Origin of the sequence: Longimonas sp., assembly GCF_040409695.1 — a bacterium.
Lineage (GTDB): Bacteria > Bacteroidota > Rhodothermia > Rhodothermales > Salinibacteraceae > Longimonas.
Map to the genome: position 1 here is coordinate 1 of NZ_JARWGJ010000014.1, position 15,344 is coordinate 15,344.

Genomic DNA, 15,344 nt, shown 5'->3' on the forward strand with positions numbered 1-15,344 from the left:
TCCATGTCGCCAAGGGCTGCTTGTGTGGGAAGGTGTTGGTCCATCTCCCTTCCAAGCCGCCTGCGGCGACATGGTTTTTTCTACCCCTGATTGGCATATAATGTCTACAAGTGCAATATCTGGAAGAATTGAGCGTGCAGTCTGGTAGGCTGCGGTTCCATTTTCAGCTTCTACCACACGATATGTAGGCTCTAAATGCCATCGCAGATACGACCGAAAATCAGGGTTGTCATCAGCAATGAGCACCGTGGTTTGATCTCGTTCATGTAGGTCACTTTTATCCTCCGCAGGTCCGCCGTCCTCAAGTGAGAGAAAACGTTTAGCAAGTCGTAGAGGGCGCCCGCCTACCTCTGAACTGCCGGGCGATGTGTCGGGCAAACCTCCATCATCAATCTCTTGCCTCAGAATAGAAATGGTGAAAGTCGTGCCCATGTCTTCATGACTCTGAAGTCGGACGTTGCCACCGTGTAGTGTCACGAGTTCATTAACCAGGGTTAGACCGGTTCCCATAAACCCGCCTTCATGATCCCATTCATCGGTATCACTGTCTTGAAAGGCTGCCTGTAGATATGCTCGTTGGCCCGCAGGTATGCCCGCGACGGTATCCTCTACAGTGATTGTAACGCGTTCACAAGATCCCTCTGAGAATTCGCTGTCCCGCGTCTGAAGCGTCACTCGAATATGATCTCCTGATTCAGTGGCCTGAAAGGCATTGATAAGCAGATTGGCAATAACCTTTTCAAGTTTCGTCGAATCGAAGACAAAGGGCTGTGCCTCCGAGTCGGAATCGAATGTTAATGTTATATCGCGCTGATCAGCGAGCCCCTGAAACGTCGATACGCTGCTTGCCACGAATGCTACAATATCACGCTGTTCAGGATGAATAGCCATCGCACCCGTTTCGAGCTTGGCAAGGTCATGCAATTGATTGACCAGACGAGCCAGGCGCATCGCATTGCGCTGGGCAATGCGCAACTGCTCCCGCTCGTTCGGAGGCAGCGCAAGGTCACTGCTTTTCAGCACATAGTCAACAGGGCCCAATGTAAGCGTCAGAGGCGTCCGAAACTCATGGCTGATGCGTGCAAAAAACCTGGACTTGGAATCATCAATCCGCTTTAAGCGCTCAGCCTGGTCTTGTGCAAGCGCGAGCGCCTCTTTCGTCTTCTGCTTTTCGCGATGCAGCTCCTCGGTTCGTTCTTGCACGACGCGTCTTAGTTCTGCTTTGCGTTTGCGATGCATGACAATCCATATCCAAAACGCGCCCGCCAGAACAGCAAGTGATAGGAACACCACGATCCCATAAAACCACCAAGAACTGTACAGGTAGGGTTGCCCCCAGCGCCCGGTGGCTGCCTCTTCCTCGCTTCTCACTTCGTGGGCTCCACCCATAGGATCAGGCACCGCACGGACATCCGAAGCGAGGCGGGTTGGCATAAGTCGGACCGGAGCCACCGTGGACCATGTTACCCGACCTTCACGATCGCCCTGGTGGCTTACATATGGGTCGGTACTGGTGTGTAGATCGTATCCAGCTGGTCCGGACAACTGCGATATAAGAGGGACTGGGCACAGGAGTGCGCAGCCAACAAGGGTTATCATCCCCCAATGCTTTAGATATAGTTGCAGATCAGGCATAGAAAAGGGATATGGGTGTGAGAGGTAAACATTTACTTTTTGTTATATGGATATAATACAAACTCCGCACATGCCGAATGCAACCTTCACGCAATCTGAGGACTGAACTATAACGCACAATATTTACAAAAGCTGCATCAGGCTGCATATATAGCACCTGCTGCTACACCGAGAGCCCGCGTGTCGGGGTCGCTACGTACGTGCTTAGCGCCTCGACGTAGCGCCCCACGTGCAGCCCGTCCATTAGGCCGTGGTGGGCCGTTACAGAAACGGGCATGGCAAGGCGGTTGCCATCAGGCCGGTACTGCCCAAATACGATCTTGGGGATGGCGTCTGAGGGGGCGCCGCTACGCGGGTTATGGATGCTCGTGAAGTGCAGCCAGGGCAATACCGAGTAGTGAATCAGATCGTCGCGGCCGCTCTGAGGGGCGAGTCCGGTCGAGGCGCGCGCATCCGCAATAACCGACCGTCCAGCGCGCTGGAAGTCGGCAAAGGTGGGGGCGTTGTCGAAGTAGGCGAAGGCAAAGGTATCGTCGTCGCGGAGTACGGTGGCGCCTGCCTGCACGGTGTCGTGCACCCACACGCGGTCGTCGCGCAGCCGGTACCGAAACGGCTCTACGGCATGCACCGCTCGCTGCGAGAGGTAGAGCGTAGCCAGAAAAAACGACGCCCCGTGCCGGTCGGTCCAGGCTTTGAGGGCGGCTACATCAACCTGCACATCGACCGTAAACATGGGCATGTCGAAGGCGCGGTAGAAGTCAAAGTGCGCCCGGCGCGGCCAGGCAGAGAGGTCAAGGTAGGCCATTGAGGTAGACGAGGGGGATGGGGGTGGGTAAGGGGAGAAATCGCGAGCATACGGCCAGACTGGAGGCGCAGGCTATTCGGACGTGGCGCGCATTCAGGTGGCGCCGTCGAACCATCTCCCCGGGGTTCAGCAGCTACGCCCCCCAGCAGCCCTGCCCATTTCGAGGGAGATCTTTATTCGCTACGCTCGCCTGTCCCGGACCTGATCCGGGATCTCGCTGCGCTCGTGTCCGACTCCGCTTCGCTCCGCTCAAGATGACAGTGCATGAACGGAGCAGGGCTTACCCAAAACGGACGTGTGAGCACACTTAACGCGGTGTGCACGTTTCCATTATCCTTATGGACGCACATCCCCCTTTGTCGCTACGCGCCAGTCTGCGTGCGCGACGAGCGGGTGCCCGAGGCATCGGAGGAGCGCGACACGTCCTCATCCATCCAGGCGTCGACGTCATCGTCGAGCAGATCCTTCGAGTCGCTGAACACGTCCTCGATCTCCCGCACGTGCTCCTGCGCCTGCTCCACCTCGTTGAAGAGCGCATCGAGCTGATGCGTAATCTCGCTCGGATTTTGGAGCGTCCACGACTGCTCGTGGATGTACTTCGTGACGTCTTCGACGGTCTGCAGCTGCGCCTCGATCACCTCCAGATTTTCTCGGGCCTGCTGGAAGCGCGCAAGGCGGCGCTTTAGCACCTTGAGGCGGCGTTCCTTCACAGAGCGAACCCGGTCGGGCAGGTCGTCGAGCTTGTCTTTGAGCGTATCGATAGACGTACGGATGCTATTTTCGGTGGCGCTGTCGAGGGTTTCGTGGTAGCGGTCGCGCTGGTAGAGCAGGTCGAGGTACGAATCCAGAATGGTGTCGAGCTTGCGCATGGTGCGCTGCACCAGCTTCTGCGAGGCGCTGTTGAGGCTTGCGTAGTTCGACTCGATCTCGGAGCAGAGCTTGCGCAGCCGGGCGTACCGGCGCTGCTGCCGGCGCGTCAGGTTTTTGTATTTCTCTTCTTTCGTGGGCGGCTTCATCTTCTCGGCCCGGTGGTTGGCCCGCACCACACGCTGAAAGCGCTCGTTACGCGGAAATGCACCCAGAATGATGAGCTCGGCGGCCAGCACGAACCCGACCAGCAGCCAGGCAGACAGGCCCGTAGCTATTCCTACCCCAACGGCAATGCTCAGCCCCACCGTGAGAAAGATCAGATTCCACGGGTGCAGGAAGGCGGCTTGCGTGTAGTTGGGTTCGTCCATAGGGTACGGGGCGGCAATCAAGAACGCGGGATGCGCCCGATGGTCTTGTCGGGAAGCGAATCGGTCGGCGGGTCGTCTTCAGTGTCCTTTTTGGACGCCGGGTTGCCGGCCTGCGTTTCGGGGGATGCGGCATCGTTTCGCGATGGAGGCGGGGCGTTCGCATCCAACTGCGCACGCATCTCATCGACCAGCTTCTCGGCCTGCAGGATGCGCCAGTCTACATCGGGGTCGGACGCAGGTGCGCCCGGTTCGGCAGCTCGGTCAGCGGCTTCATCCTGGCGCGTGTCGTTTTGCCGTGTAGTGCGATGCGCAGACACCGAGGCCCCCAGATCGGCATCGGACGGCTGCGTGAGGGTGTCGCGAATCAAGTCGAGGCGTGCGCGGATGCGGGCCGTATCCCACTGCAACGCGTTCAGGGCGTCGCGGTGCGCATCGAACAGCTGCTTGATGCGACCGGTCATGCGGTCTACCGTGCCCTGCGCTCCGGCGCGCTGCTCGGCGAGGGCCTGCTTCAGCGCCTTTAGCGTGCGCCGGGCACGCAGGCGCTGCTTTTCCGCTTCCTTGATGCGCTGAAACTCATCGTCGGTCATAGCACGAACGGGTAGCACGAACGGGTAAACAGTGTCGACCGTAATTTCGGGGATCGGGGCCTGTGTTGGAGCTTGTTTCGTTTCAGAGGCCCCGTTTGTCTCTGGAAAGATTTATCTTTCGTACGGCGTTCTACACCGAAACGCGTCGGCGCGGGCGCAGCTACTCCGACTGCGTACGCTGTTTCTTTCCGATGGTCTTTTGCGGGGCTTCTTCCTCGATCTCGTCGGGCAGGTCGATCGTTTCTTCGGATGCGCTTTCGCTGTCGCGTGCGGAAGAGCTTTCTCCGCCCATTTCCATCTTGAACTGATTGACCAGCTCGGCCGCCCGCATCTCCTCGGCGTCTTCTTCAATCTGGAGCGACTCAGAATCGACCGAGTCGAGCGCCAGCTCCATGCGGGCCTCGTTTTCTGCGGTCTCCCGGTTGAGCTTACGCACCATCTCATCGTGCGTCTGGTCGAGCCCCGACACCTCAAACTGTTCCAGCGTGTCGGCGATCTCGGACTGCCACTTGGCCTGCTCGTGGGCGCGCAGCGCGTCCTGCGCTTCCTGAATCTTTTTCTCTTTCTCGCGCATGAACGCCTTCTTAACTTTCAGCGCCTTCTCATAGGCCTTCTCGGCATGCTGAAGCTGCTGGTTCGTGCGCTCCAGGCTCTCTTTTTCCTTTTCGAGACGCATCGCATACTTGCGCGCGATGTCTTCCCGATCAGACTGAATGGCGCTTTTGATGCGTGCGGTAAGCTGGTCGATCTGGTCTTCCGACTTCTCCGCTTCCTTGCGGAGCATGATCATGTTCGCCTTGACTGTGGCAATGTTTTCGTTCATCTCGGGGACCTGGTCGTTCAGCTCCCGGATGTTCTGTTCCAGAATCATGCGCGGGTTTTCCATCGCGGAAACGGCCCCGCCGAAAAGGGATCGAAGCGCGCGCTTAAAACGCGCCCATATTGAGAGTATCATAGGTAACGCAGCCGGTTAGGATGTAACGTACGCGATCACGAGGCGGGGTAAAAGCGGCTGGGGCCGTGTGCAAACCGTGCACAGGTCGCATACAGGCCGTATACAGGCTGTGTACAAAAAGCCGTAAACGGGCTGTGCACGAAGGTCCTCACAGCTTTTACCACGTAGCTTTCGTTCGATTCATGCATGCAGTATACAGACGGATGACGCTACATGCATCCTTACTTACTATCGACCTGCATAAATTGTTACGCAATGGAGCCTACCAACCGGACATCCGGGCTACGCATGCTCCCAGCCAGAGGCCGTGTAGCGGTCCCACACCGCGGAGCGTCGTTCGGGAGGCGTGTCGCCGATGGTGTATGCCTGGCGTACCGACGCTGAAAAGGCTTCTACCTGATCGGTGTGCGCCGTATGCAGATGCGCGAGCACATCGCCCGGCTCCACCGCATCGCCCACGTGCTTATTGAGGGTCAGCCCCGCGGTCGGATCTACATCGTCTTCTTTAGTGCGTCGCCCGGCGCCCAGGTCCACCGCCAGATGTCCCAGCGCCAGCGCGTCGATCTCCGTCACGTACCCCTGCATGCCGTCGGGCGCTGTTACCGTTGCCACCGGAGCGGCCCCCAGACGTGTAGACGGGTCGTCGATGACGCCCGTATCGCCATCCTGGGCAGCCACGAGCGTACGCAGGCAGTCGAGCGCCTCGCCCGAACCGACCGCGTTGCGGGCCTGCTCGCGGCCTGCCTTGGGCGTGTCGGCCACACCGCCCAGCGCCAGCATCTCGCCAGCAAGCGCGTAGGTAACTTCCATCAGCGCCGTTTCGTCGTGCTCGCCACGCAAGCAGGCGATGCTCTCTGCCACCTCCGGCCAGTTGCCGATGGCGCGGCCCAGCGGAATGTTCATATCCGTAAGCAGTGCTACCGTGGGCGTATCATGATCCTCGCCAATCGCAACCAGCGTTTCGGCAAGGGTGCGAGCGTCTTCCTCCGTCTTCATGAACGCCCCGCGTCCGCACTTCACGTCGAGCACCAGCGCGTCGATGCCCTCGGCCAGCTTCTTGCTCATGATGGAGGCTGCAATGAGTGGGATCGACTCCACCGTGCCTGTTACGTCGCGCAGCGCGTAGAGCTTGCGATCGGCAGGGGCCATCTCCTCCGTCTGCCCGATCAGCACGATGCCGATGTCTTCGAGCTGCTGCTTGTACGCCTCCATCGACAGATCGGTGCGAAAGCCGGGAATGGACTCCAGCTTGTCGAGGGTGCCGCCGGTGTGGCCCAGTCCGCGTCCCGACACCATGGGCACGGGCACGCCCTGCGAGGCCACAATGGGCGCCAGAATGAGCGACACCTTATCGCCCACGCCGCCGGTCGAGTGTTTGTCCACTTTAACGCCGGGTGTATCGCTCAGGTCGAGTACCGTACCGGAATGCAGCATCGCATCGGTCAGTGCAGCCGCCTCTACGTCGTTGAGCCCCTGCAGAAACGACGCCATCAGAAAGGCACTCATCTGATAGTCCGGCACGTCCTCGCGCGTGTACGCGGCCACAAGGCGCGCGATGTCGTCGGGGTCTATGGCGTGGCCATCACGCTTCCGGGTAATGATCGATACGGGGTTCAGCGGAGTCGACATACGGTGTAGCGGGTGGGTAATCGGGAAACGGAAGCAAAATCACAGAGCACAAACGGAGCGCAAACGGAGCACAAATAGAAAAGGGGCGCCCTGCAGTACAGGTCGCCCCTTCCGATATCGGGTAGCCCCGAATACGTTACGCCTCTTCTTCGGCGTCGTCGCTGTCGGTATCTTTGTTAAGGCCGTAGCGACGGTTAAACTTCTCGACGCGTCCGGCAGTATCGACAAACTGACGACGCCCGGTGTAGAACGGGTGGTTGGTCGAGTCGACATCCGACTCGTACGTTTCCGCGTCGAGCGTAGAACGCGTCTCGATGGTTGTGCCGTCTGATAGTTTGACGGTCAGCGGCGTATACTCGGGGTGCAGATCTTTTTTCATGGGTTTGAAACGGGCCCTTAGCAATATCTGGGGTGCAGCTACAGTGTTCAGATCAATGCACACGGTCTGATCTCCACGAAAGTTTCGGCTCTCGAATCTCACTCCACGAAGAGTGCGCTAAGTCCTCTGAAGAAGCAGGAGTATGATTATATCATCATGGCAACACATACGGCACCTGTCTAACAGTATACACCGCATCCTCGGTCTCGCCTGTCACGAGTTGCACAATGTATTCCTCCGTGAGACTAACGATCTGATGTTCAAAGGTCTGCATACCTTGTTTTGCACCGCCATGGTCATATACCTGCACTCGCCATACGCCATCAGCACCTGTTCCACGCCGCGAAGCAACCACCACATGGTCATCCGTGACGTGCAGGTGCTCAACGAACTCGATGTCGCTCTCTACCAGCGGCAATAAGTCTTCGGGGGCAAGCGATTCGACCTCATCATCAGTTGGAAGCGCAAGGTCCATCTCAAACGAAGAAAAGCGCTCAGTTTCGCGGTCATATCGAACAATCTTCGAAGATAACGGAAGCGCAAAATATACCGATGTCCCATGCGTTTCCACGGGCGTTCGCACACTGAGCGGAACAGGAAGCAAAACCGGATCAAGATCAGCCAGTGTGAACGACGCCTCTACCACAACGGTCCCCTCTGCAGGTCCATCCTCTACCGTCTGTTCGCGCTCAACACGAAAGAAAAGCGGGGTATCGGACTCGGTCTGCGATGTGTACTGACCCCGCGTAAGAAACAGGTTCGACTCGGTGCTGGCAAGCCCCGTGGCACGCCGCAGGTCTGACGATTGTATCTGGCCGAGACAAGCGCCCGATTCAGAATCGTACGCCAAAAGCCGTTGTTGGCCACGGTCAAGCCCAAAAAGCAGCGACGCGTATCGACTCGTGGTCAAAATCGACTGGTGCTCGCAGGGGCCCTGGCCTTGCTCACCAAGATCGGTGACATACGCACCATCGACAAAAAGCGTAAGACGCCCTGCCCCATCAGCAATGACCAGCGAGTCTTGTCCCACTGGCTGCACGAAATGAACCGCGTCAAGCGGCGCGTCTGCATCTTGAATAGAGACTTGATGAGGATCTCCTACCTCGATGGATTGTGCGTGCACGCTGAATACCAAGAGCCCCGACAAGAAAAGAACGATCAGTATGAAGTTTGACACGCGCATAATCGCTATATAGCTTTCATAAAAATACTACGATAGTAGTATTTTAGGCATAGGCGCCATGTGGTACAACATTCGACTGTAAAAAAACGCGACGCCAGTGGGTCTATCCTGCTGAATTGTCCTTTTGCTCTTCCGCAGCGCACATGAGTATGCGATTTGCCTCCTTATGCCCTTGCGCCTGAGCGATAGAGCGCGCGGTTTCACCCTCTTCAGAGCGGACTAAAGGATCTGCGCCTGCATCCAGCAAGCGCTCAATCACATCGACATGTCCACCAAGGGCAGCTCCCATTAGTGCCGTACGCCCTTCCCTTTGCTCGATATTGGGATCAGCTCCAAACTGCAGAAGCAAAGCCACGATGCTGTCATGTCCCTCCGAGGCTGCAAATCTGAGCGCCGTCTCTCCGCGATTTCCCTGTACGTTGGGATTACTTCCTGCATCAAGAAGCATATCGACAATTTCTGTAGCGCCATAGTACGAAGCACCAATTAGAGGCGGGAAACCGTATCGTGCCTGTTTGTTCGGGTCCATACCAGCTTCAATAAACAGACGTACGGCCTCCGTATCCCCATGCCGTGCCGCGTCGTAAAAGTCTTGCGTTTCCAACGCATATCCCCGATCAACAAGCGCTTCCTCGGGAGGTGGGGCACACCCACAAACGGAGGCAGCAGTTAGACCAATCATTTAAACACAAACTATCAACCGCATATCAACCACGCGCAAAGTCTCAAAAACCCAAATACTACTCTAATAGTAAAAAGTTAAAGTGTCGCAGACTGACATGCAAGCAAACCCATCCACCTCCACCGCGCAACGCCGCCCCCATTGACTCGTACACGGGTTGACGGCATGTTGTGCAGCCCGTATATTGCACCGTCCTGTCCTTCTCGTTGCTGCTTTTGTTTGCCGCCCCGCCCACGCTATGGCCGACCGCTATCTTGTTACTGCCCGCAAGTACCGCCCGGCGGTGTTCTCCGACCTGGTAGCCCAGGACCATGTGGCTGACACGCTCAAAAACGCCATCCGGCTCGACCGGCTGGCCCACGCGTATCTCTTTAGCGGACCGCGTGGCGTGGGCAAAACCACCGCAGCGCGCATCCTGGCCAAAGCCATCAACTGCGAAACGCCGCTGGAGGAGCGCCCCGACAGCGCCGAGCCGTGCCGTACCTGCGATTCCTGCAAGTCGTTCGAGGAGGGGCGCAGCCTCAACATCTTCGAGATCGATGCCGCCTCGAACAACAAGGTCGACGACATCCGCGAGCTGCGCGAGTCGGTGCGCATCCCGCCGCAGGGCAGCCAGAAGAAGGTGTACATCATCGACGAGGTGCACATGCTGTCGAATGCAGCGTTTAACGCGCTGCTGAAAACGCTTGAGGAGCCGCCGCCGCATGTGCTGTTCATCTTCGCCACCACCGAGCCGCACAAGGTGCTGCCCACCATCCTGTCGCGCTGCCAGCGGTTCGACTTTCGGCGCATCCCGGTGCCTCGCATCGTAACCCGGCTGCAGCACATCTGCGAGAACGAAGGTATCACCGCCGACGAAGAGTCGCTCATGCTCATCGCCCGCAAAGGCGATGGCGCCCTGCGCGATGCGCTCTCTGCCTTCGACCAGGCCGTTTCGCTCTGCGGCGACACCCTCACCTACAGCGAACTCGCCCAGGCGCTCGGCGTGGTCGACCGCGACCTCTTCTTCCAGCTGGTCGACCACGTGGCGAACAGCGACAGCGGCGGGGTGCTGCAGCTGGTGCAGCGCGTAATGAGCACGGGCTACGACCTGCAAGAATTCCTGGCCGGACTCACCGAGCACCTCCGGCATCTGCTCGTGGCGCACACGCTGGGCCCCGACGCGCTCTCCGACATCGCCGCCTCCAGCCGTCCGCGCTACGTCGAAAGCAGCAACCGCTTCAGCGAAGCCGACCTGCTGCGCCTCCTCATGATCGTCGGCGAGGCCGAAACTGACGTCAAGCAGAGCAGCCAGCCCCGCCTCAAGCTCGAACTCGCCCTCCTCAACATGGCGCACCTCTCGCGCGCCGGCGACCTGCAAGAGGCCCTCAACCAGCTCAGCACGCTACAGGCCCACGCCGAAAACGGCACCCTGCCCACGGTCTCTGCCGATGCCGCTGCACCACAGCAATCGTCACAGGGCGAATCACAGAAGGGAGCACCGAAGAGGGCACAGGGGGATGCGCACGCCGTGCCCCCTTCATCGTCTGATGCCAGTCCGGCTTCTTCGTCTGACTCCGACGCCCCGGCCTCGCAGGCGAAAGAAAACGCCTCCACGCCGTCGAGCACAGGCCCGCGCGCATCGGACACGCCCTCCTCGGCTCCTCCAGCAGATGCGGACTCCAGCGACTCATCTGGGGCACCCGGTGCAGCTGGCACGGCTGGCGCGCCCGCTGCCGAATCGCTCACCGCACGCGCCGCCGACGCGCCCGCAGAGCCCGATCTATCTTCAGCATCCGAACCGCCCGCCCCTCCGGCTGCGCTCAACGCCGACGCCGATGACGACAGCAGCGATACCGACGGCGATACCGACAGCGATGCTGGTGACGAGCCCGGGTCGACTGCCGCCCCAGAGGACGCGCCAGAAGAGGACGCCCCAGAATACGCCTCTGAGGATGCCTCGGAGGATGCCCCAGACGACACACCGCCCTCAAGCGGCTCTGCGGGTGCTGCAGACGAAGCAGGGGATGACACAGGCTACCACGACCTGTTCAATCCGCCTGCCCTCTCCGACGACGATAGCAGCGCGCCGGCATCAGGCGATGGATCGCCCGGGAATGGGTCGCCACGCAATGCCGACCCGGCTTCCTCATCCTCCCACTTCTCGGGTGGGGCCCCTACCGGCGTCGCCACAGAGCCGCGTGCCCAGACCGCCCAGCTTGCCGAGCTGTCGCGCACCTGGGAAGACTACGTGGAGCGCGTTAAACAAGCGCGTCGGAGCGTGGGGAGCCTGCTGGGCGAGGCCACTCCTGCCGCCCTCAACGACGGAACCATGCGCCTGCATGTACCCAAGCGCCTGCATCGCGACAGCCTCATGGACCACCAGCGCACGCTGCTGTCGCACCTGCCCAACGCGCTGCAAGACGAGATCGACCGCATCGAGATCGACGTACGCAGGCCCGACCCCGAAACAGCCGCACAGCCCGATCCCGAAACCATGAATCCACGCGAACAGATGAAGGCGCTGCGGGCGAAATATGACGGACTCGATGACCTTTTCAAGATGTTTGGGGCTGAGCCGGTCTGGTAGCCGCCCTGCGCTTGTGGATCGACAGCCTGCCTTGTACGTTGCATGGTTGCTGTTGCTTAAGCAGCAGCTTCCTTATTTTTTCTCTACTCTCTTTGACGCAAAGCATCAGTATTATGGCTAATGGTGGACCCAACATGGGCGACATGTTCAAGAAGATGATGGACATGCAGCAGAAGATGTCACAGGCCCAGGAAGAACTCGGCAAAAAGACAGTGACCGCCGAAGCAGGCGGTGGCATGGTCAAGGTAACGGCTAACGGAAACCAGAAAATCACAGCCATCGAAATCGAACCCGATGCTGTTGACCCCGACGACATTGAGCTTCTCGAAGACCTCGTCATTGCAGGCGTCAACAAGGCTCTTGAAGAAGCGTCTGAGATGGCCCAGCAGGAAATGAAAAACTCGATGGGCGGCATGCTGCCTCCTGGCATGGACCTCGGCCAGCTCGGACTGTAAGCGCCGTTTGTCCTACAGCTCCTAACAGCGCACGCCCTGCGTCTCCTCTCTCTTGTGCCCCGGCTGCCTCATGCAGTTTACATCCGAATCGGTAGAAACGCTGGTAGAGCAGTTTGCTACGCTGCCTACCATTGGCCGCAAAACCGCGCAGCGCCTTACCAACCACGTGCTTAAGATGCCGCGTGACGAGGTAGAGGCGCTTGCACAGGCCCTCATTGACGTGAAAGAGCAGGTCATGCAGTGCAGCACCTGCTTCGTGGTTACCGATCAAGACCCGTGCCCGATCTGTGCCTCGCACCGGCGCGACCGCTCTACCATCTGTGTGGTTGAGGAGTCGAGCGACCTGCTCGCCATTGAGCGTACCGGCGACTATAACGGACTCTACCACGTTCTGGGCGGCGTTATCTCTCCGCTCGATGGAGTAGGCCCCGATGATCTCCGCATTCGAGAGCTCGCGCAGCGCATCGACCCGTCGTTTCCGGGGGCGTCTGATGCGTCAGATGCGTCTGATGAAGACGCTCCTGCCTCCTCTAACGGCACCGCAGCCAACCCGCCGTCCGATGCCGGTCCGTCCGGTGCCGATCCGTCCGGTTCGGAGTCCGCTGACACCGCGTCATCTACCGAGACATCCGACGCCTCAGAAGACGAGACGCCGGTGAAGGAGGTCATTCTGGCGGTGAACCCTAACGTGGAAGGCGACACGACGGCGTATTACATTGCGCAGCTCCTGGAGCCGTTCGACGTAACGCTCACGCGCATCGCACGCGGACTTCCTATCGGAGGCGACCTGGAGTATGCCGATGAAGCCACCCTTGCCCGGGCGCTTGAGGGGCGGGGCGCGGTGTAACGCTGCGTGGGGGAAGCAGCACGCCTGCATCCCCCTGCCTAACACGTTTCTTTACCACTCGACTTTTCGCATCATGACCATTACTGTCGTTGGGGCCGGTGCTATTGGAGCGGCCATCGTTCGCGAACTGTGCCGACACGACGATGTCGACCAGGTGCAGGTCTGTGATACGCGCTCCCGTGCGCTGCAAGATCTGCACAGCTCGATTGAGCACAATGGCATGCTCCGCTCGTTTCAGGTGGACGCCCGCGACCTTGGCGTGCTGTCTCAGATTCTTCGCGAAAGCGACTGTGTGGTGAGCAGCGCCCCTTCCGAGCTTAACCCCGACATGGCCGAGCTCTGCCTCGACCTGGGTGTTAACTTCTGCGACCTGGGCGGTAACGAGGACCTTGTACGGCAGGAGCTGGCCCTCGACGAGCGAGCCCAGGAGAAAGCCGTCTGGATTGTACCGAACTGCGGCCTCGCGCCCGGCCTGGTGAACGTGCTCGCAATGCGTGGCATCGAGGCGTTCGATGAAGCAACAACCGCTTCGATCCGGGTGGGCGACGTGCCGCTGCATCCCGAACCGCCCTTCAACTTCCGCATCTCGTGGTCGGCCGAGCGCATCATTGATGACTACACGCGTCCAGCCCAACACATTGTGGACGGCGAACTCGTTGAGGTGGACGCTCTCACAAACGACGAGACGATCCACTTTGACGGGCCGTTCGATAACATGGAGGCGTTCTGCACGCAAGGGGGCCTCTCTACGCTCACCGATACGCTCTCTGAGCATCTTACGTCGTTCGACCACAAGACCATTCGGTGGCCCGGCCATGTGCATCAGATGCGGTTTCTAATTGGGCTCGGGTTTGGGCAAGACCGTAAAATTGGCGTACGCACCCATCTCACATACCGCGACCTGCTCGTGCGCCGGATGCGCGACCGCCTCAGTGGCGACTACGAAGATGCAGTGCTCATGCGGGTTATGGTGCAGGGAATCAAAGATGGCGATCCCAAAACACTCATCTATGAGATGATAGAGCGCTACGACGAGGAGCATAACCTGACGGCAATGATGCGCTGTACCAGCTTGCCCATCGTGGTTGTTGCCAAGATGATTGCCGGACGAACCATCTCGGGGGGCGGCGCCGATGTGCCCGAAGCGATCGTACCGAAAGACAAGTACTGCGAGGCCCTGAAAACATACGGCATGGAGATCAAAGAGTCATGGCACGATGGCCATGTGCGCATCACCGACAAACAAGAGTCAAGCAAAGCCCCCGCCCGCTAATCGCTCCGGTCGTAGCTCGGCTCTCTCAGACTTTTCCGGGAACCCACACCGCCACGAAAAGCGTCCAGAGAGTATCTTGATCTGGGCAAGTGTCTCTCAGACAGGTGCCTGGATCGTATCCCGGTATTGGGTTCCTGCATTGCATCCTACATCCCGTTTCTGCGTTGCGCTCAGGCGTTGCGTTCCGGATATGACTAAGTAAGGTCACGTGTCAATATTGGAGTGCAAGGCGAGTGAGAGCCTGTACGATGATAATCACAAACCACCTGTCATGGCGAGCGAAGGCCGACGGAGGAGGCCCATGTAGCCGCCGAATGGTGTTTCCCATTTCGGGGGAGATCTTTACTCACTGCGTTCGTCAGTCGCTTCGCTCGTATCCGACTCCGCTTCGCTCCGCTCAAGATGACAATCCATGAACGGAGCGGTGCTTACCAAAACGGACGTCTGACAACACTTACGCATCGTACCCTCCCTGAAAACCATAGGCTTTCCAGGAGGGTGCGGTCGCGCCATCCTGGGCACTAATGGCGGTATTCACTTGCGATAAAGCACCGATTCGATTACGTTGCATATAACATGCACGTAGGACTTTGCCGGCGCAACCATAGTGCGCTCACAGTAAGTGCACGTATCCACTGTGCGTCATGCGCTGGCCTGTTCTTGCTGTGTTACCTGTGCTAACCTGCTTTGTGCTTCGCACTATTTGTGTGCTTCGCGCTATCAGCAGCCGGAATCCCCTGCAAACCTACAGGAAAGCCCACTCTTTATCGCTTCAAACTAAACCGCGCTCTGTATCGGCACGAACTGCTACTGTGTTTCTGAAACTGCTCGGCAAGCAGCAGTTTACCCATCCCGTTTAGTCCGCCCTCCCTGCTACCTGGTAACGCATCTGCCCTCCCCTGCCTGTCTGCTGTGCCGGTATCCGGCATCTATGCAGGCGCGCAGATGAGCAGTAGCAGGCGTGCATCGCTAAACAGGACTTCAACATTGCTTTTGCTGGATCTGGATCTGTGCCGTTGCGCCTCTCTGCAAACCCACGTACATACGCTCTCACTTGGAAGGCGACCTACCGTCTCGCTGGCCTTGTTGCTGCGTCGGTAGCGC

13 protein-coding genes are annotated in these 15,344 nt (G+C 58.9%); 4 read left to right on the forward strand and 9 right to left on the reverse strand.

What is annotated here, in order from left to right:
* From PPP56_RS00475 to PPP56_RS00515, 9 genes are all read right to left on the reverse strand, one after another.
* Positions 1-1,434 (reverse strand): ATP-binding protein (locus PPP56_RS00475; RefSeq protein ID WP_353561666.1); only part of this gene is annotated, 1,434 nt, incomplete at its 3' end.
* A gap of 364 nt (positions 1,435-1,798) precedes the next feature.
* Entirely contained in the window at positions 1,799-2,440 is a 642-nt protein-coding gene (locus tag PPP56_RS00480; RefSeq protein ID WP_353561668.1) for a CatA-like O-acetyltransferase, read from the reverse strand.
* A 362-nt stretch (positions 2,441-2,802) separates the two neighbouring features.
* Positions 2,803-3,678: a hypothetical protein gene (locus PPP56_RS00485; RefSeq protein WP_353561670.1), complete on the reverse strand. Its 876-nt coding sequence runs from the start codon at positions 3,676-3,678 to the stop codon at positions 2,803-2,805.
* Between the two features lie 17 nt (positions 3,679-3,695).
* Positions 3,696-4,268, reverse strand: coding sequence for a hypothetical protein (locus PPP56_RS00490; protein WP_353561672.1), 573 nt, complete (start codon positions 4,266-4,268; stop codon positions 3,696-3,698).
* A gap of 160 nt (positions 4,269-4,428) precedes the next feature.
* Complete coding sequence (locus tag PPP56_RS00495; protein WP_353561674.1) at positions 4,429-5,223, reverse strand: PspA/IM30 family protein; 795 nt, start codon at positions 5,221-5,223, stop codon at positions 4,429-4,431.
* 282 nt (positions 5,224-5,505) lie between these two features.
* Entirely contained in the window at positions 5,506-6,852 is a 1,347-nt protein-coding gene (locus PPP56_RS00500) for a thymidine phosphorylase (protein WP_353561676.1), read from the reverse strand.
* 136 nt (positions 6,853-6,988) lie between these two features.
* The gene (rpmE, locus tag PPP56_RS00505; RefSeq protein ID WP_353561678.1) at positions 6,989-7,231 is read right to left on the reverse strand and encodes a 50S ribosomal protein L31; all 243 of its coding nucleotides are present in this window, start codon (positions 7,229-7,231) and stop codon (positions 6,989-6,991) included.
* A gap of 154 nt (positions 7,232-7,385) precedes the next feature.
* On the reverse strand, positions 7,386-8,414 hold the full coding sequence (locus PPP56_RS00510; protein WP_353561680.1) for a hypothetical protein: 1,029 nt from the start codon (positions 8,412-8,414) through the stop codon (positions 7,386-7,388).
* Positions 8,415-8,517: 103 nt separating this feature from the next.
* Positions 8,518-9,018 carry an ankyrin repeat domain-containing protein gene (locus PPP56_RS00515; protein ID WP_353561682.1) on the reverse strand — a complete coding sequence of 167 codons (501 nt, stop codon included), beginning with the start codon at positions 9,016-9,018 and terminating at the stop codon, positions 8,518-8,520.
* A gap of 316 nt (positions 9,019-9,334) precedes the next feature.
* On the opposite strand from PPP56_RS00515, the gene dnaX reads away from it, so the two are divergent.
* From dnaX to PPP56_RS00535, 4 genes are all read left to right on the forward strand, one after another.
* Positions 9,335-11,665 carry a DNA polymerase III subunit gamma/tau gene (gene dnaX, locus PPP56_RS00520; RefSeq protein WP_353561684.1) on the forward strand — a complete coding sequence of 777 codons (2,331 nt, stop codon included), beginning with the start codon at positions 9,335-9,337 and terminating at the stop codon, positions 11,663-11,665.
* Positions 11,666-11,778: 113 nt separating this feature from the next.
* Entirely contained in the window at positions 11,779-12,120 is a 342-nt protein-coding gene (locus PPP56_RS00525; protein WP_353561686.1) for a YbaB/EbfC family nucleoid-associated protein, read from the forward strand.
* Between the two features lie 70 nt (positions 12,121-12,190).
* Positions 12,191-12,967, forward strand: coding sequence for a recombination mediator RecR (locus PPP56_RS00530; protein WP_353561688.1), 777 nt, complete (start codon positions 12,191-12,193; stop codon positions 12,965-12,967).
* 73 nt (positions 12,968-13,040) lie between these two features.
* A complete protein-coding gene (locus PPP56_RS00535) occupies positions 13,041-14,240 on the forward strand; it encodes a saccharopine dehydrogenase family protein (protein WP_353561690.1) in 1,200 nt (399 codons plus the stop codon).
* Positions 14,241-15,344 lie beyond the last annotated feature (1,104 nt).

Excerpts from the sequence above, each read along its gene's own strand:
- PPP56_RS00480 (WP_353561668.1), bottom strand. The coding sequence starts at position 2,440 with ATGGCCTACCTTGACCTCTCTGCCTGGCCGCGCCGGGCGCACTTTGAC.
- PPP56_RS00485 (WP_353561670.1), bottom strand. The coding sequence starts at position 3,678 with ATGGACGAACCCAACTACACGCAAGCCGCCTTCCTGCACCCGTGGAAT.
- PPP56_RS00490 (WP_353561672.1), bottom strand. The coding sequence starts at position 4,268 with ATGACCGACGATGAGTTTCAGCGCATCAAGGAAGCGGAAAAGCAGCGC.
- PPP56_RS00495 (WP_353561674.1), bottom strand. The coding sequence starts at position 5,223 with ATGATACTCTCAATATGGGCGCGTTTTAAGCGCGCGCTTCGATCCCTT.
- PPP56_RS00500 (WP_353561676.1), bottom strand. The coding sequence starts at position 6,852 with ATGTCGACTCCGCTGAACCCCGTATCGATCATTACCCGGAAGCGTGAT.
- rpmE (WP_353561678.1), bottom strand. The coding sequence starts at position 7,231 with ATGAAAAAAGATCTGCACCCCGAGTATACGCCGCTGACCGTCAAACTA.
- PPP56_RS00510 (WP_353561680.1), bottom strand. The coding sequence starts at position 8,414 with ATGCGCGTGTCAAACTTCATACTGATCGTTCTTTTCTTGTCGGGGCTC.
- dnaX (WP_353561684.1), top strand. The coding sequence starts at position 9,335 with ATGGCCGACCGCTATCTTGTTACTGCCCGCAAGTACCGCCCGGCGGTG.
- PPP56_RS00525 (WP_353561686.1), top strand. The coding sequence starts at position 11,779 with ATGGCTAATGGTGGACCCAACATGGGCGACATGTTCAAGAAGATGATG.
- PPP56_RS00530 (WP_353561688.1), top strand. The coding sequence starts at position 12,191 with ATGCAGTTTACATCCGAATCGGTAGAAACGCTGGTAGAGCAGTTTGCT.
- PPP56_RS00535 (WP_353561690.1), top strand. The coding sequence starts at position 13,041 with ATGACCATTACTGTCGTTGGGGCCGGTGCTATTGGAGCGGCCATCGTT.